This is a genomic window from Enterobacter cloacae complex sp. HYC080_NIDB (assembly GCF_056673325.1).
Genome location: NZ_CP114212.1, coordinates 3,781,847 through 3,799,486 on the forward strand (window position 1 = coordinate 3,781,847; position 17,640 = coordinate 3,799,486).

General features: G+C 54.0%; 15 protein-coding genes. 4 read left to right on the plus strand and 11 right to left on the minus strand.

Annotated elements, in window-relative coordinates:
* Positions 1–2: 2 nt before the first annotated feature.
* The 11 genes from mraY to leuO all read right to left on the minus strand — a co-directional run bounded on the left by mraY (position 3) and on the right by leuO (position 12,778).
* The gene (mraY, locus tag O1723_RS18035) at positions 3–1,085 is read right to left on the minus strand and encodes a phospho-N-acetylmuramoyl-pentapeptide-transferase (protein WP_008501985.1); all 1,083 of its coding nucleotides are present in this window, start codon (positions 1,083–1,085) and stop codon (positions 3–5) included.
* Positions 1,079–2,437, minus strand: coding sequence for a UDP-N-acetylmuramoyl-tripeptide--D-alanyl-D-alanine ligase (gene murF / locus O1723_RS18040; protein WP_014882541.1), 1,359 nt, complete (start codon positions 2,435–2,437; stop codon positions 1,079–1,081). Before murF ends, mraY begins: the two co-directional genes overlap by 7 nt.
* Positions 2,434–3,921: a UDP-N-acetylmuramoyl-L-alanyl-D-glutamate--2,6-diaminopimelate ligase gene (murE, locus tag O1723_RS18045; protein ID WP_014882540.1), complete on the minus strand. Its 1,488-nt coding sequence runs from the start codon at positions 3,919–3,921 to the stop codon at positions 2,434–2,436. Before murE ends, murF begins: the two co-directional genes overlap by 4 nt.
* Entirely contained in the window at positions 3,908–5,671 is a 1,764-nt protein-coding gene (locus O1723_RS18050; RefSeq protein ID WP_479983845.1) for a peptidoglycan glycosyltransferase FtsI, read from the minus strand. Before O1723_RS18050 ends, murE begins: the two co-directional genes overlap by 14 nt.
* A 15-nt stretch (positions 5,672–5,686) precedes the next feature.
* Complete coding sequence (gene ftsL / locus O1723_RS18055; RefSeq protein WP_014068894.1) at positions 5,687–6,052, minus strand: cell division protein FtsL; 366 nt, start codon at positions 6,050–6,052, stop codon at positions 5,687–5,689.
* Positions 6,049–6,990 (minus strand): 16S rRNA (cytosine(1402)-N(4))-methyltransferase RsmH, encoded by a 942-nt coding sequence (gene rsmH, locus O1723_RS18060; RefSeq protein ID WP_014882538.1) that lies wholly within the window; start codon positions 6,988–6,990, stop codon positions 6,049–6,051. Before rsmH ends, ftsL begins: the two co-directional genes overlap by 4 nt.
* Positions 6,991–6,992: 2 nt before the next feature.
* Positions 6,993–7,451, minus strand: a complete 459-nt coding sequence (mraZ, locus tag O1723_RS18065) for a division/cell wall cluster transcriptional repressor MraZ (RefSeq protein WP_014882537.1) — start codon at positions 7,449–7,451, stop codon at positions 6,993–6,995.
* Between the two features lie 598 nt (positions 7,452–8,049).
* Positions 8,050–9,057 carry a catabolite repressor/activator gene (gene cra / locus O1723_RS18070; RefSeq protein WP_014168621.1) on the minus strand — a complete coding sequence of 336 codons (1,008 nt, stop codon included), beginning with the start codon at positions 9,055–9,057 and terminating at the stop codon, positions 8,050–8,052.
* A gap of 179 nt (positions 9,058–9,236) precedes the next feature.
* Positions 9,237–9,728, minus strand: a complete 492-nt coding sequence (gene ilvN, locus O1723_RS18075) for an acetolactate synthase small subunit (RefSeq protein ID WP_014882536.1) — start codon at positions 9,726–9,728, stop codon at positions 9,237–9,239.
* A 1-nt stretch (position 9,729) separates the two neighbouring features.
* The gene (gene ilvI, locus O1723_RS18080) at positions 9,730–11,454 is read right to left on the minus strand and encodes an acetolactate synthase 3 large subunit (protein ID WP_014882535.1); all 1,725 of its coding nucleotides are present in this window, start codon (positions 11,452–11,454) and stop codon (positions 9,730–9,732) included.
* A 379-nt stretch (positions 11,455–11,833) separates the two neighbouring features.
* Positions 11,834–12,778, minus strand: a complete 945-nt coding sequence (gene leuO / locus O1723_RS18085; protein WP_032645142.1) for a transcriptional regulator LeuO — start codon at positions 12,776–12,778, stop codon at positions 11,834–11,836.
* A gap of 615 nt (positions 12,779–13,393) precedes the next feature.
* Between leuO and leuL the strand changes: the two genes are divergently transcribed.
* From leuL to leuC, 4 genes are all read left to right on the plus strand, one after another.
* Complete coding sequence (leuL, locus tag O1723_RS18090; RefSeq protein ID WP_099458923.1) at positions 13,394–13,480, plus strand: leu operon leader peptide; 87 nt, start codon at positions 13,394–13,396, stop codon at positions 13,478–13,480.
* Positions 13,481–13,571: 91 nt separating this feature from the next.
* Positions 13,572–15,143 (plus strand): 2-isopropylmalate synthase, encoded by a 1,572-nt coding sequence (gene leuA, locus O1723_RS18095; protein ID WP_014882534.1) that lies wholly within the window; start codon positions 13,572–13,574, stop codon positions 15,141–15,143.
* Positions 15,143–16,234, plus strand: coding sequence for a 3-isopropylmalate dehydrogenase (leuB, locus tag O1723_RS18100; RefSeq protein ID WP_014882533.1), 1,092 nt, complete (start codon positions 15,143–15,145; stop codon positions 16,232–16,234). Before leuA ends, leuB begins: the two co-directional genes overlap by 1 nt.
* 2 nt (positions 16,235–16,236) lie before the next feature.
* On the plus strand, positions 16,237–17,637 hold the full coding sequence (gene leuC, locus O1723_RS18105; RefSeq protein WP_014882532.1) for a 3-isopropylmalate dehydratase large subunit: 1,401 nt from the start codon (positions 16,237–16,239) through the stop codon (positions 17,635–17,637).
* Positions 17,638–17,640 lie beyond the last annotated feature (3 nt).

The following is a 17,640-nucleotide window of genomic DNA, read 5'->3' on the forward strand; positions in this document are numbered from 1 at the left end:
GATTAACGTACCTTCAGCGTTGCCAGGCCAATCAGCACCAGCATCAGCGAAATAATCCAGAAGCGCACAATCACGCGCGGCTCCGGCCAGCCTTTCAGTTCATAGTGGTGGTGAATCGGCGCCATACGGAAGATGCGCTGACCGCGCAGCTTGAAGGAGCCGACCTGCAAAATCACCGACAGGGTCTCGACCACAAACACACCGCCCATGATCACCAGCAGGAACTCCTGACGCAGCAGCACGGCGATGATGCCCAGTGCGCCGCCCAGCGCCAGAGAACCGACGTCGCCCATAAAGACCTGCGCCGGATAGGTGTTGAACCACAGGAAGCCCAGCCCCGCGCCGACAATCGCCGTACAGACGATCACCAGCTCACCCGCGTGTCGCAGATAAGGGATGTGCAGGTAGTTAGCAAAGTTCATGTTACCGGTCGCCCACGCCACCAGTGCAAAACCGGCTGCCACAAAGACGGTTGGCATAATGGCCAGACCATCCAGGCCATCGGTCAGGTTGACGGCGTTGCCGGTTCCGACGATCACAAAGTAGGCCAGCAGGATATAGAACAGCCCCAGCTGCGGCATGACGTCTTTAAAGAACGGCACCACCAGCTCGGTCGCGGGCGTGTCTTTTCCTGCCAGATAGAGCGCGAAGGCCACACCAAGCGCGATCACCGACATCCAGAAGTACTTCCAGCGGGCAATCAGGCCTTTAGTATCTTTGCGAACGACTTTGCGGTAATCATCCACAAAACCAATGATCCCATAGCCCACCAGCACGGTAAGCACGCACCAGACGTATGGGTTAGACGGATACGCCCACAGCAGCACGGAGACAACGATCGCAGTCAGGATCATAATCCCGCCCATGGTCGGCGTACCGCGTTTACTGAAGTGCGACTCAGGACCGTCGTTACGCACCACCTGGCCGAAAGAGAGTTTTTGCAGACGGGCAATCATGCGCGGGCCCATCCACAATGAGATGAACAGCGCAGTCAGCAGGCTGACGATGGCACGAAACGTCAGATAGGAAAAGACGTTAAAGCCTGAATAATATTTGACCAAGTGTTCGGCCAGCCAAACTAACATGTCCCGTTCTCCTGTAATGCGTGCACAACCTCTTCCATGGCGGCACTACGTGAACCTTTCACTAACACAGTCACAATTTGTTTTTCTGTAATCAACGCCTTCAGGCGCTCAATCAACGCAGCTTTATCGGCAAAATGTTCGCCAACGCCGCTGGCACGGCTAATCGCCTCGCTCAGTTTTCCTGCGCTCAGCACACAGTCCAGCCCTGACGCTTTCGCCGCTTCCCCGACCTGGATATGACAGGCTTCGCTTTCGTCGCCCAGCTCGGCCATATCGCCGACCACCATGACGCGGTAGCCCGGCATTTCAGATAACACCTGCACCGCCGCCGTCATTGAGCCAACGTTCGCGTTATAAGAGTCATCCAGCAGCAGCTTGTTTTCCGCAAGCGGGATCGGGAACAGGCGTCCCGGCACGGCTTTTAACGTTGCCAGTCCGGTTTTAATCGCCTCATGTGACGCGCCCACGGCCGTCGACAACGCCGCAGCCGCAAGCGCATTGGCGATGTTATGGCGACCCGGCAGCGGTAACAGCACGTCTACGTTACCCGTTGGGGTCGTGAGCGTGAACTCTGTACCGTGCGACGTCACATGAATATTGGTCGCGGTAAAATCACTGTTGGCCGCATTCGGCGAGAAGCGCCAGGTTTTACGCGAGCCAATGATGTTCTGCCAGTTCAGCCAGTCGTTGTTGTCGGCATTGAGAATGGCAATACCGTCAGCGGGCAGACCGGTGTAGATCTCGCCTTTCGCTTTCGCCACGCCTTCCAGCGAGCCAAAGCCTTCCAGATGTGCCGCCGCCAGGTTATTCACCAGCGCCGCTTCCGGGCGCGTCAGGCTCACGGTCCAGGCGATTTCCCCCTGGTGGTTTGCCCCTAGCTCGATCACCGCAAATTCGTGCTCGTTGGTCAGGCGAAGTAATGTCATCGGCACGCCGATGTCATTATTGAGGTTGCCCGCGGTATAAAGTGTATTGCCGCACTGGCTGAGGATCGCCGCCGTCATCTCTTTCACTGACGTTTTGCCTGATGATCCGGTTAGCGCGACAACGCGAGCTGGCACCTGCTGACGAACCCAGGCGGCCAGTTCACCGAAGGCGAGACGCGTATCTTTCACTACAATTTGCGGCAGTTCGATATCGAGTTTACGGCTGACCAGCAGCGCGCCTGCGCCGTTTTCTTTAGCCTGCCCGGCAAAATCATGCGCGTCAAAACGCTCGCCTTTCAGCGCCACAAACAGACAACCCGCGGTCACTTTGCGGGTGTCGGTGGTTACCGCGTCAATGGTCAGATCTGGACCCAACAGTTCGCCGTGCAGTACCGCAGCGGCCCGGCTTAAGGTGATGCTAATCATGCGACGACTCCCAGCAGACGCGCTGCCGTTACGCGGTCGGAGTAGTCCAGACGACGATTGCCAACAATCTGATAATCTTCGTGGCCTTTACCTGCCAGCAGAACCACATCATTTTCTTTGGCCTGCATGATGGTGTTGGTCACGGCTTCCGCACGGCCCTCCACCACGCGGGCGCGACCGGCGTCCAGCATGCCCGCCAGAATGTCGTTGATGATGGCGCGCGGCTCTTCCGTACGCGGGTTGTCATCGGTTACTACCGGAATATCCGCGAACTGTTCCGCAATGGCGCCCATCAGTGGACGTTTGCCTTTATCGCGATCGCCGCCGCAGCCAAAGACGCACCACAGTTTACCGGTACAGTGCAGGCGGGCCGCTTCCAGCGCTTTTTCCAGCGCATCCGGCGTGTGGGCATAATCGACAACCACGGTCGGTTTGCCCGGCGCGCTAAACACTTCCATACGACCGCAAACAGGCTGCAGACGTGCCGAGGTCTTCAGCAGTTCAGCCATTGGGTAGCCCAGCGCCAGCAGCGTTGCCAGTGCCAGCAGCAGATTGCTGACGTTAAATGCGCCCATCAGGCGACTTTCAATTTCACCTTCGCCCCATGAAGAGGCAAAGCGGATCGTCGCCCCGCTGTCGTGATAGTTAACGTCAACGGCCTTCAGCCAGCGGCCGTGGCAGTTGGGATTGATATGGTCTTCCATCGACACCGCAACCGCGTCTGGCAACTTCGCAAGCCAGCGGCGACCGACTTCATCATCGGCGTTGATGATGGCTTGTCCGTAATGGTGAGTCGAGAACAGCAGCCATTTCGCGGCTTCGTAATGCTCCATATCACCATGATAATCAAGATGATCGCGACTCAGGTTGGTAAACACAGAGGCGGCAAACTTCAGCGCCGCAACACGATGCTGTACCAGACCGTGCGAAGAAACTTCCATCGCAGCAAAGGTTGCCCCCTGCCCTGCCAGACCGGCAAGAACATGCTGTACGTCAACTGCCGAGCCGGTGGTGTTTTCCGTTGGGCTGACTTTGCCCAGCAGGCCGTTACCCACGGTGCCCATTACCGCGCCGGTTTCACCCAGCAACTGGGCCCATTGCGCCATCAGTTGCGTGGTGGTGGTTTTTCCGTTCGTGCCCGTCACGCCAACCAGACGCAGCTGGTCGGAAGGTTCGTGATAAAAACGTCCTGCCAGAGCAGAAAGACGTTCATTCAACTGGCTGAGATAGATAACCGGCACACCGTGCATTTCACGGATCTCACCGTCGGTTGCCTCATCTTTGGCCTCAGCAATAATGGCAGCAACACCTTGCGCAATCGCCTGCGGGATATAACGACGCCCGTCCGCCTGATGACCGACCACCGCCACAAAAAGATCGCCAGAAGCCGCAACGCGGCTGTCCAGTACCATCTCTCGCAGTGCTCGCTCCGGTGCATTTGGCACCCACGGAGCGAGAAGGTCGCGCAAATTACGATCTGCCACCTGTACCCTCGCCTTGATTAATTACAAATTCACTTTTTTCGCCCGTCGCCAGCGCATCCGGTTCAATGTTCATGGTACGTAACACGCCGCCCATGATAGCTCCGAACACAGGCGCGGAGACGGCGCCGCCGTAGTATTTACCCGCCTGTGGATCGTTTATGACGACCACCAGCGCAAAACGCGGATTGCTTGCAGGCGCTACGCCTGCGGTATAGGCAATGTATTTGTTGATGTAGCGGCCGTCTGGCCCCACCTTTTTCGCTGTACCGGTTTTAATGGCAATGCGATAGCCTTTGATCGCCGCCTTCACGCCGCCGCCGGGCAGCGCCACGCTTTCCATCATGTGCACAACGGTACGAACGATGGATTCCGGGAAGATACGCTCGCCCGGAACCGGTGGATCAACTTTGGTAATCGACAGCGGGCGATAGACGCCATAGCTGCCAATCGTTGCGTAGACTCGCGCTAACTGTAACGGCGTTACCATTAGCCCATAGCCGAAAGAGAAGGTGGCCCTCTCTATGTCAGACCACCGTTGTTTTTGAGGATATAAGCCACTGCGTTCTCCGACCAACCCCAAATTGGTCGCCTTTCCCAGTCCAAAACGTGAGTAAGTCTCTACTAACGCTGAGGACGGCATCGCTAACGCCAGCTTTGAAACACCGACGTTACTCGACTTCTGTAACACCCCGGTCAGGGTCAATTCGCTGTAGCGCGCCACGTCTTTAATCTCGTGGCCGTTGATACGGTAAGGGATCGTGTTCAGAACCGTGTTTTCATTGACGATGCCGCGCTGAAGCGCCGTCATCACCACCATCGGTTTCACCGTGGAGCCAGGTTCGAACACGTCGGTAATTGCCCGGTTACGCATCGCATCTTTTGCGGTACCGGTAAAGTTATTCGGGTTGTAGGACGGACTGTTAGCCATCGCCAGCACTTCGCCGGTGCTGACATCAACCAGCACGGCACTGCCAGACTCCGCTTTGTTGAACGCTACGGCGTTGTTCAGCTCGCGATAAACCAGCGCCTGCAAGCGCTCGTCGATACTCAGTGCCAGGTTGTGTGCCGCCTGGCTGTCCGTAGAGGAAATATCTTCGATGACGCGCCCATAGCGGTCTTTACGCACAATGCGCTCGCCCGGCTGGCCGGTGAGCCACTTATCGAAGCTTTTTTCAACGCCCTCAATCCCCTGACTATCGACGTTAGTGAAGCCGATGAGGTGAGCGGTTACTTCGCCGGACGGATAATAACGACGGGATTCCTCACGCAGATGAATGCCCGGCAGCTTCAGTTTACGAATGTAGTCCGCCATGTCAGGGTTAACCTGACGCGCCAGATAGATAAAACGCCCTTTCGGGTTGGCGTTAACGCGGGAAGCCAGCTGATCCAGCGGCATTTTCAGGGCATCTGACAGCGCTTTCCAGCGGTTGTCCAGCGTAATGCCACCGGCGTCGTGCAGCTCTTTCGGGTCGGCCCAAATCGCTTTTACCGGCACACTCACGGCCAGCGGGCGACCAGAACGGTCAGTGATCATCCCACGTGATGTCGACACTTCCTGCACACGCAGAGAGCGCATATCCCCCTGACGTACCAGCATGTCAGGGGCGATGATTTGCAACCACGCCACACGTCCCAGCAGGAAACCCAGCGCCAGTAAAATGCAGCCGCAAAGCAACGCAAAACGCCAACTGACAAAGTTGGCCTGTTCTTCCTGACGTTTTGGTTTTAGCGTTTTTGCCGCTGCTTTCATGCGTCGCGTTTTCCCTTATTTTTGTACTACGATATTTTCCTGGGAAGGATCAACATGCTGCAGTTGCAGCTTTTCCGTTGCGATCCGTTCAACCCGGCTGTGATCGCCGAGCGCGTTTTCTTCAAGGATCAGATTTCGCCATTCAATATCCAGCGCATCGCGTTCCAGTACCATCTGCTCGCGTTGCGCAGTCAATAAACGTGTATGGTGGGCTGTGGTGACCACCGTGACTGCCGTAACAATGATGCAAATGAACAGGCAGAGTGGCAGTTTCCCGAACCGCAAAAGATCGTCGCCGATCACGCCAGGCAAGGCATGGCGCTCGTTGCTTCCTAACGATCCCTTAACTTTGCTTAGGGTTTCTGTCACTCTGCTGATCATGCGTTCGTCCTCTCTGCAACTCGCAGCACTGAACTACGGGCGCGTGGATTCTCTGCCACCTCTTCTTCGCCCGGCATCAACTTGCCTAATGCTCGCAACTGACGACCACCCAGCTTCCTGAGTTGTTCTTCCGTCATCGGCAACCCCGCAGGAACCTGAGGACCGCGGCTTTGCTCACGCATAAAGCGCTTCACAATGCGGTCTTCCAGCGAATGGAAGCTGATGATGGATAACCGCCCACCCGGGGCCAGTACGTCGAGCGAGCTTTTTAGCGCCAGCTCTATTTCCTCCAGTTCACTGTTTACCCAGATGCGCACCGCCTGGAAGGTACGGGTCGCGGGATGTTTGTGCTTATCCTTCACCGGCGTCGCCGCCGCGATCACTTCGGCCAGCTCTTTGGTACGGGTCATGGGCTCAACGCGGTTGCGCTCAACGATGGCGCGCGCAATGCGCTTGCCAAAACGTTCTTCGCCAAAGGTTTTGATCACCCATGCAATATCCGCTTCGTCAGCGGTCTGCAGCCATTCGGCAGCAGACTGGCCGCGCGTCGGGTCCATACGCATATCCAGCGGACCATCACGCATAAAGGAGAAACCGCGTTCAGCATCATCAAGCTGTGGTGAAGAGACGCCAAGATCGAGAAGAATCCCGTCGATCTTGCCCGTCAGGCCGCGCTCGGCAACGTAATCGGCGAGCGCAGAGAAAGGTCCATGCACGATGGAAAAGCGAGGGTCATTGATGGTCTGTGCAACGGCAATCGCCTGCGGATCGCGATCAATTGCCAGCAGACGTCCTTCCTCTCCAAGCTGGGAGAGAATCAAACGCGAGTGACCACCGCGACCAAACGTACCATCAATGTAGATGCCATCCGGACGAATATTCAGGCCGTTCACGGCCTCATCCAGTAACACCGTTTTGTGTTTATAATTTTCCATCATATTTATAGAGACAAGTCCTGCAGCCGTTCCGATAAAGTTGCGGAATCGGACTGCTCAGCGTCGATATCTTCCTTGACCTGTTGATACCAGGTCGTTTCATCCCACAGTTCAAACTTGTTGAACTGCCCGACCAGCATCACTTCTTTAGTCAGACCGGCATGTTGCCGCAGCACAGGCGCAATCAGTAATCGCCCGGCGCTATCCATCTGACACTCACTGGCATGTCCCAATAACAGCCGCTGTACGCGGCGCTCTTGCGGGTTCATGCTCGACAGTCGCGACAGCTTTTGCTCAATAATTTCCCATTCGGGTAAGGGGTAAAGCAGCAGGCAGGGGGAGTTGATGTCAATAGTGCAAACCATTTGACCCGAAGCGTTCTCAATCAGCTGGTCGCGGTATCGGGTTGGCACCGATAAACGCCCTTTGCTGTCGAGATTGACTAACGTAGCTCCACGGAACATGCCAGTCTCACCCCTCCTCACCACTTTAACCCACAAATTCCCACCTAAAGGAGTTTACGGAGCGAGGGAAAAGCTTGTCAAGCCAGGACTCTCCCTATAAGGACCCGAAAGCCCTCTATTTACAGAGATAAACAGACCTGACTAATAACTGAACAACTGGCGAGGCAAAATTAACGTTATGAATATTTGTAAGAAAAAAACCGAATATGCACACTAGCGTTAAAGCTCACTCAATATCATCGCAGATAAATATAAAGTGTCAGTTTGCGACGCGGGCAGCATTTTATGACAGATTCTCAGGGGATAACAGCGCCAGATTCATTCAGACGCGTGGTTAAGGCGGCCGTTGCCACGCTGGCTGGTCAGGGTCCAGGAAAAACGTCTGAATATTCATCGACCGAAGCCGGTTTGTAACAAAATAATACAAAGATAGCGGTTTAAAATCGCTTTCAGGCTCCTTAAAGGGCAGTTTAAAAGCCAAAATGAATTAAGAAAATGAGGAGATTATGATCCTGCAGGAATTATCCTAATTTCATTGCGGGAATTAACTCAGCGAATTATTCCCGCAATAAGGGGCCGTTTTCACCGCCCCGTCATTTCATTTATGGCGGCTAAGAATTCCGCGATGATAGAGATTACGTTTGATACGTGTCAGACCCGGCTTCGGTTTTCTCGGCTCATCCAGGCTCGCGAGAACAATCTCCAGTACGCGTTCAGCCACATCACGGTGACGCTGTGCCACGGCCAGCACCGGACACTGCAGGAAGTCGAGCAGCTCGTTATCCCCGAAAGTGGCAATAGCCAGGTCGGAGGGAAGCTTACCTTCACGGCGTAGGGTCACATCCATCACCCCCTGCAAGAGTGCAAAGGATGTCGTGAACAGCGCCTGGGGCATCGGGTGCGTTTCCAGCCATTTCTCAAAGAGCTGCGCAGCGGCTTCACGTTCATAGCTATTGGCGTAGAGATAGTGAACTTCACGCGGATCGTCTTTCCAGGCGGTTCGGAACCCCTGCTCACGCAGGAAGCTCACTGAAAGTTCAGGCAATGCGCCAAGATAGAGTACCGTTTCAGCAGGGAAGGTTCTCAGCTCCGCGGCAAGCATTTCCGCATCATCCTGATCGGCACCCACTACGCTGGTGAAATGCTCGCGATCGAGCGCACGATCCAGCGCAACGATAGGGAAAGGATCGTTCGCCCAGCGCTGGTAGAAAGGATGCTCTGGCGGTAAGGAGGTCGATACAATGATGGCATCCACCTGGCGCTGGAGCAGATGTTCAATGCAGCGCATCTCGTTGTCCGGCTGATCTTCAGAACAGGCAATCAGCAACTGGTAGCCGCGCTGGCGAGCCTGACGCTCAAGATAGTTGGCGATACGGGTATAGCTGGTATTTTCCAGATCGGGGATCACCAGACCAATCGATCGGGTGCGCCCGGCGCGCAGGCCGGCAGCGACAGCATTCGGATGGTAGTTATGCTCACGAACCACCGCCATAACTTTTTCAACGGTTTTATCGCTGACACGGTACTGCTTTGCTTTACCGTTAATCACATAGCTGGCCGTTGTTCGTGACACGCCGGCTAGCCGGGCGATTTCATCCAGTTTCACAATTGCCCCTTAAAAAAAGAAAAGAGTCCATGGCCCTGTCAAGGTTATGGTTAAATCTTTTAACATCTAAACGCAGAAAAGCCTTCGCGGCAACCGCTTTTATCTGCGTTATTGGCTGATTACGCAAAAAAAAGCCCGGCTTTGGTGACCGGGCAGAAAGAGGCGAACCTTTTTGACAACTAACGCATGATTTTCTCGCCGCGTGACAGACCCACAACGCCCGATCTGGCCACTTCAACAATTTTTGCTACATCCCGCACGGACGCCAGAAAAGCGTCCAGCTTGTCACTGGTCCCGACCAGTTGAACCGTATAAAGAGAAGGCGTGACGTCAATGATCTGCCCGCGGAAAATATCCGCATTGCGTTTGACCTCTTCACGCCCGTAGCCGCTGGCCTGAATTTTTACCAGCATGACCTCACGCTCAACGTAAGCCCCCTGCCCCAGCTCGCTCACGCGCAGGACATCAACCAGTTTATGCAGCTGTTTCTCAATCTGCTCAAGCACTTTGGCATCACCAACGGTCTGAATCGTCATACGCGACAACGTCGGGTCGTCCGTGGGGGCAACGGTCAGGCTTTCTATGTTATAGCCGCGCTGCGCGAAAAGCCCAATGACGCGCGACAGTGCGCCAGACTCGTTTTCCAGCAATACAGATAATATCCGGCGCATATCAGGTTCTCTCCGTTTTGCTTAACCACATTTCATCCATACCACCGCCGCGAATATGCATCGGATAAACGTGCTCGGTCCCATCAACGATGACATCCATAAAGACGAGGCGGTTGTTTTTAACCTGCTCAAGCGCTTGTGCGAGCGACGATTCCAGCAAAGCGGGATCGGTCACCCGCATCCCCACGTGGCCATAAGCTTCAGCAAGACGAACAAAATCCGGCAGCGACTGCATGTATGACTGAGAGTGACGGCCAGAGTAGATCATATCCTGCCACTGCTTCACCATACCGAGATAGCCGTTGTTGAGGTTAAGCACCAGTACCGGCAACTCATATTGCAGCGCGGTGGATAGTTCCTGAATGTTCATCTGGATACTGCCGTCCCCGGTCACGCAGACGACGGTTTCATTTGGCAGTGCCAGCTTCACGCCCAGCGCGGCAGGCAAACCAAAGCCCATCGTTCCTAACCCCCCCGAATTGATCCAGTGACGCGGTTTATCAAAGGGATAATAGAGGGCGGCGAACATTTGATGCTGACCCACGTCTGAAGTGACATAGGCGTCGCCTTTCGTCAGTCGCCAGACCGCTTCAATCACGGCCTGAGGCTTAATATGCTCACTTTGAGTGTCATATTTCAGACACTGGCGCGCGCGCCACTGCTCAATTTGCAGCCACCAGTCGCGGATCTCATCCAGCGGTTGAGTCGTGCTCTCCTGGGTCAGCAGATCCAGCATTTGCTCCAGAACCTGCCGGGCATCGCCGACGATAGGCACATCAGCCGACACCGTTTTTGAAATCGACGTGGGGTCGATATCAATGTGCAGCACCGTGGCGTTCGGGCAATACTTCGCCAGATTGTTGGTCGTACGATCGTCAAAGCGCACGCCGACGGCAAAGATCACATCGGAATGATGCATCGTCATGTTGGCTTCATAGGTACCGTGCATACCCAGCATGCCCAGCGCCTGACGGTGGGTGGCGGGAAACGCCCCGAGTCCCATCAGCGACGATGCAACAGGAAGATTGAGCTTTTCGATCAGTTCACGAAGCTGTGGCTCACACGCAGAATTGATTGCCCCACCGCCGACATAGACCACCGGTTTTTTAGCGGCCAGCAGCGTCTGCAGCGCACGTTTGATCTGGCCTTTGTGACCCTGAGTAGTGGGGTTGTAAGAACGCATGCTTACCGATTCCGGCCAGACATAAGGCAGCTTGTTTGCCGGATTCAGGATATCTTTAGGCAGATCGACCACCACCGGTCCCGGACGTCCGCTTGCCGCCAGCCAGAATGCTTTTTTCAGCACGCCAGGAATGTCTTCGGTTTGCTTGACCAGGAAGCTGTGCTTCACAACGGGACGCGATATCCCGACCATGTCGCACTCCTGAAATGCGTCGTAGCCAATCAGTGAGGTTGCTACCTGCCCGGAGAGGATCACCAGAGGAATAGAGTCCATGTACGCGGTCGCAATGCCGGTAATAGCGTTTGTCGCGCCGGGGCCCGACGTGACTAACACCACGCCCACTTCCCCCGTCGCACGCGCCAGACCATCAGCCATATGCACCGCCGCCTGTTCATGACGTACAAGGATATGGTCAATGCCGCCTACCGTATGCAGTGCATCATAAATATCAAGGACCGCGCCGCCAGGATAGCCGAACACTTGTTTCACGCCCTGATCGATAAGCGATCGGACGACCATTTCCGCGCCAGACAACATCTCCATGCTTTGCCTCCAGGCATTTTGTTATAGACGGACCGCCGAATTCATTTCTGCACCGTCTTGCGATCGGGATGAACCCGTCTTCTATTAGCTGAGTGATACTTACCTTAACCGCTCGTTATGAGGCAGGCAATTAGCAAACCCGGAGAGCGAAGAGGCAGTGAAAGCAGAAAAAACAGACATTGCCAGAGGATATGGTTAATTCATCTGTAATTAGAGGAGGAGATGATAAATCATCGCTGAAAAGCGCGATGATTCAGGAAATCATCTATTTTTACAGGTCTGGCAACCGTCAGAAAAGATTCAGAACAGAATAAAATAGCAGTTAACAAAACAAAACCAGGATAAACCACATGCAAAGATGTAATTTATCCTGACCTGATTAACGGCGGCAGATGCTGATAAGTAATTCTTCCATCCACTGATGCCCTTTGTCCCGCCCTGCAGCTTCATGCCAGGAGAGATAACAGGTACGGCTATTAAGCTTAAGCGGCAGAGGCAAAATTTGCAGATTTAACGCGTCAGAGAACTCTTCCGCCAGCCAGCGCGGTGCAATAGCCACCAGCTGCGTCTGGGAAACGACGTTTAATACGCTGACCATAGCCATTCCTTGATATGCCACGCTCGCCTGTTTATCTGCTGTGTCGTACCATGGCAGACTAAATGAGGCATATCTGTCGAGCGCAACCACGGCATGTTGTTCGCTATAAACATCACTTTCACGTAGCGGACCATTCAGTCGTGGATGTTTTTTACTGGCAACCAATACCATTTCATCTTTAAACAACGGCACGCACGAAAATTCAGGGCGACGGAACTCTTCGTATCCCAGAACAAATTCGGTTTCCTGGTAACGTAACTGGTGTTCTGTGTTTTGATTTAAGGATGATTTGAACACCAGATTAATATTTGGCGCAATCTCTTCAACCTTATTATAAATAATAGATGTCAGATAATTATCTAACGGACTGCAGACGCAGAGATGGAATACGCGTTCACTGCTTAGCGGTTCAAAACCCGAGCCCGGCAGCTCATTTTGCACCAGTTGCAGAGCCTGGCGAATAGAGCCGAAGAGCTGGAATGCCCGCGCAGTAGGCTGAATCCCTCGTCCGTAGCGAACGAATAATTCGTCGTTGAACATCACCTTAAGCCTGGCAACGGCATTACTCACGGCAGGTTGTGACATCCCCAACGCTTGCGCCGCCCGGGTGATATTCTGCTCCTGCATGACAGCATCAAACACCGTCAGTAGATTAAGATCCACCGTGCGTAGCTGGGGTTTAATCCCATCTGTAACTTGAGGTTGTTTAATATTATTTTCTGACACTTCTGACTCCACTGTCACGCTACACAGCACGTCCTTCGCCGACGCATTGTAATAATCCCGAAAAATATGATTTACCATGCCAATACGTCCAACAAAAGAGAATTGTTTAAAAATCGGAATATATAAAGACCACGCGATAACACACAAATAAAAACCGGCATAACAGATATATTTGACTTTATAGTTAGAATGAAACCATAAACCAAGTCAATACACAATGGTCATCTAGTTAAGGATGACTTAAGTATAATTAAACTGTTATCGACTTTGCGTATACTTACGTTAATAATCTGTTATTCCCATTCATTCACGGCCAGAGAGAAAGAATGCCTATGTGAATGGTAAATCAATGATATTAAATACTTTAAAAAGAAAACATCCACGACGAAAAATACATATTTCAAAATACCTGCTAAATGTACTTATTTCTGCAAATGCTTTTTGAGTCCAATTTTAGACAATTCATATAGCCTGAAAAGCAAAATCCAGCACAATAAGCTAAAGCCTATAACCTGTCTGTTCAGTCTGTCGGAACCGTTTTTACCGTCAGGGGTTGACATGAACAGCCGTATCCAGTACCACTAAAAGTATATTGAATTTAACGGAGCACGATTCATGACACGCACCCATCGTTTCACCGGTCTACTACTACTAAACGCATCTTCTGTGCGCGGTAGACTGGCGGGCGAAATTCAGCGTTGAATCGTCACCAGTAAGACTAAAAACCCGCGCCACTGCGCGGGTTTTTTTATGCTCGTAGCAAGGCGCCCTAAGACTGACAAGGACCTAACCCATGAGCCAGCAAGTCATTATTTTCGATACTACTTTACGTGACGGTGAACAGGCATTACAGGCAAGCCTGAGTGTAAAAGAGAAACTGCAGATTGCGCTGGCTCTCGAGCGAATGGGCGTCGACGTCATGGAGGTGGGGTTCCCGGTCTCTTCTCCGGGTGATTTCGAATCCGTACAGACCATTGCGCGCACCATTAAAAATAGCCGCGTCTGTGGCCTGGCACGCTGTGTAGAGAAAGACATCGACGTTGCGGCCGAGTCGCTGAAAGTGGCCGAAGCCTTCCGTATTCACACCTTCATTGCTACCTCGCCAATGCATATCGCAACCAAATTGCGCAGCACGCTGGATGAGGTGATTGAACGCGCGGTGTATATGGTTAAGCGCGCACGTAACTATACCGATGACGTTGAATTCTCTTGCGAAGACGCGGGCCGTACGCCAATCGAAGACCTGGCGCGCGTTGTGGAAGCCGCCATCAACGCGGGCGCGAAAACCATCAACATCCCGGACACCGTCGGCTACACCATGCCGTTTGAGTTCTCAAACATCATCACCGGCCTGTATGACCGCGTACCGAATATTGATAAAGCAATTATCTCCGTCCACACCCACGATGATTTAGGGCTGGCGGTGGGCAATGCCATCGCCGCTGTCCACGCCGGTGCGCGCCAGGTAGAAGGCGCGATGAACGGTATCGGTGAACGCGCGGGCAACTGTTCGCTGGAAGAAGTGATCATGGCGATCAAAGTCCGCAAAGACATCATGAACGTGCACACCCGTATCAATCACAACGAAATCTGGCGCACCAGCCAGACCGTCAGCCAGATTTGCAACATGCCAATCCCGGCCAACAAAGCGATTGTCGGCACGGGCGCGTTCGCGCATTCCTCTGGTATCCACCAGGACGGCGTACTGAAAAACCGCGAAAACTACGAAATCATGACCCCGGAATCTATCGGTCTGAACCAGGTGCAGTTGAACCTGACCTCCCGTTCCGGCCGCGCCGCGGTGAAACACCGTATGGAAGAGATGGGTTATCAGGACAGCGATTACAACATGGATCAGCTGTACGACGCATTCCTGAAGCTGGCCGACAAAAAAGGTCAGGTGTTCGACTATGACCTGGAAGCGCTGGCCTTTATTAACAAACAGCAGGAAGAGCCAGAGCACTTCCGTCTGGATTACTTCAACGTGCAGTCCGGCTCCAGCGACATCGCCACCGCCTCGGTCAAACTGGCCTGTGGTGACGAGATTAAAGCCGAAGCGGCAAACGGTAACGGCCCTGTCGACGCCATCTATCAGGCAATCAACCGCGTCACCGAATACGACGTTGAGCTGGTGAAATATGACCTGACGGCGAAAGGGCATGGTAAAGACGCTTTAGGCCAGGTGGATATCGTCGTCAATTACAACGGTCGCCGTTTCCACGGAGTGGGTCTGGCGACGGATATTGTCGAATCCTCCGCGAAAGCAATGGTGCATGTCCTGAACAACATCTGGCGCGCCGCTGAAGTCGAAAAAGAGTTGCAACGCAAAGCTCAGAATAAAGAGAACAACAAGGAAACCGTGTAATGTCGAAGAATTACCATATTGCTGTGTTGCCGGGTGACGGTATTGGCCCGGAAGTGATGGCACAGGCGCTGAAAGTACTGGAAGCCGTTCGCTCGCGTTTTGCGATGAAAATCACCACCAGCCATTACGACGTGGGCGGTATTGCCATTGATAACCACGGAACGCCGCTGCCAAAAGCCACCGTTGAAGGCTGCGAAAATGCCGACGCCGTGCTGTTTGGCTCCGTCGGTGGCCCAAAATGGGAACACCTGCCGCCGGCTGAGCAGCCAGAGCGCGGCGCGCTGCTGCCGCTGCGTAAACACTTTAAGCTGTTCAGCAACCTGCGTCCGGCGAAGCTGTATCAGGGCCTGGAAGAGTTCTGCCCGCTGCGCGCGGATATCGCGGCCAACGGTTTCGACATTCTCTGCGTGCGCGAGCTGACCGGCGGAATTTACTTCGGTCAGCCAAAGGGTCGCGAAGGCAGCGGCCAGCATGAAAAAGCATTCGATACCGAGGTATATCACCGTTTCGAAATTGAACGTATTGCCCATATCGCCTTTGAGTCGGCGCGTAAACGCCGTCATAAAGTGACCTCCATTGATAAAGCAAACGTGCTGCAGTCGTCCATTTTGTGGCGTGAGATCGTCAGCGAAGTCGCGAAGCAATATCCGGACGTTGAGCTGTCGCATATGTACATTGATAACGCGACCATGCAGCTGATTAAGGATCCCTCCCAGTTTGACGTGCTGCTCTGCTCTAACCTGTTCGGCGATATCCTGTCTGACGAGTGCGCGATGATCACCGGCTCCATGGGGATGTTGCCATCCGCCAGCCTGAATGAAGAAGGCTTCGGGCTGTACGAACCTGCCGGGGGCTCCGCACCGGATATCGCAGGCAAAAACATCGCCAACCCGATTGCACAGATCCTCTCCCTGGCTCTGCTGCTGCGCTACAGCCTTGATGCAGGTGATGCAGCAACCGCAATTGAAAACGCCATTAACCGGGCGTTAGAAGAAGGCGTCCGTACCGGTGATTTAGCACGCGGCACGGCAGCAGTCAGTACTGATGAAATGGGCGACATCATTGCCCGCTATGTCGCTGAAGGGGTGTAATCATGGCCAAAACCTTATATGAAAAGTTGTTTGATGCACACGTTGTCTACGAAGCACCAAACGAAACCCCACTGCTGTATATCGACCGTCATCTGGTACACGAAGTGACCTCCCCGCAGGCATTTGACGGCCTGCGTGCGCACAAGCGTCCCGTGCGTCAGCCGGGAAAAACCTTCGCGACGATGGATCATAACGTTTCCACTCAGACCAAAGACATCAATGCGTCGGGTGAGATGGCACGTATCCAGATGCAGGAACTGATCAAGAACTGCAACGAATTTGGCGTGGAGTTGTACGATCTGAACCACCCTTATCAGGGCATCGTCCACGTGATGGGGCCGGAGCAAGGGATTACCCTGCCGGGCATGACCATCGTCTGCGGTGACTCTCATACCGCAACGCACGGCGCGTTTGGCGCGCTGGCGTTTGGTATCGGTACGTCTGAAGTGGAACACGTTCTGGCGACGCAGACCCTGAAACAGGGCCGCGCCAAAACCATGAAGATTGAAGTGAAAGGTAAAGCCGCACCGGGGATCACGGCGAAAGACATCGTGCTGGCTATCATCGGCAAAACCGGCAGCGCAGGCGGTACCGGTCACGTAGTGGAATTTTGCGGCGACGCTATTCAGGCGCTGAGCATGGAAGGTCGTATGACCCTGTGCAACATGGCCATTGAGATGGGCGCCAAAGCAGGCCTGGTGGCACCAGACGAAACGACCTTCAACTATGTGAAAGGTCGTCTGCACGCGCCAAAAGGCCAGGATTTTGACGATGCGGTCGCGTACTGGAAAACCCTGAAAACCGACGACGGGGCAACCTTTGACACCGTTGTCACGCTGCAGGCAGAAGAGATTGCGCCTCAGGTGACCTGGGGCACCAACCCGGGTCAGGTGATTTCCGTTAACGACAGCATTCCTGACCCGGCCTCCTTTGCCGATCCGGTCGAGCGTGCCAGTGCGGAGAAAGCGCTGGCCTATATGGGACTGAAGCCCGGTGTGCCGTTGACCGACGTGACCATTGATAAAGTCTTCATTGGATCCTGTACCAACTCCCGTATCGAAGATTTACGTGCTGCTGCAGAGATTGCTAAAGGCCGCAAAGTTGCGCCGGGCGTGCAGGCGCTGGTGGTTCCCGGTTCCGGTCCGGTGAAGGCTCAGGCAGAAGCGGAAGGGCTGGATAAGATCTTTATCGAAGCAGGTTTTGAGTGGCGTTTGCCGGGATGCTCCATGTGTCTGGCCATGAACAACGACCGTCTGAATCCAGGCGAACGTTGTGCTTCCACCAGCAACCGTAACTTTGAAGGCCGTCAGGGCCGCGGTGGGCGTACCCATCTGGTCAGCCCGGCAATGGCCGCCGCTGCAGCCGTTACCGGCCATTTCGCCGACATTCGCAGCCTGAAATAAGGA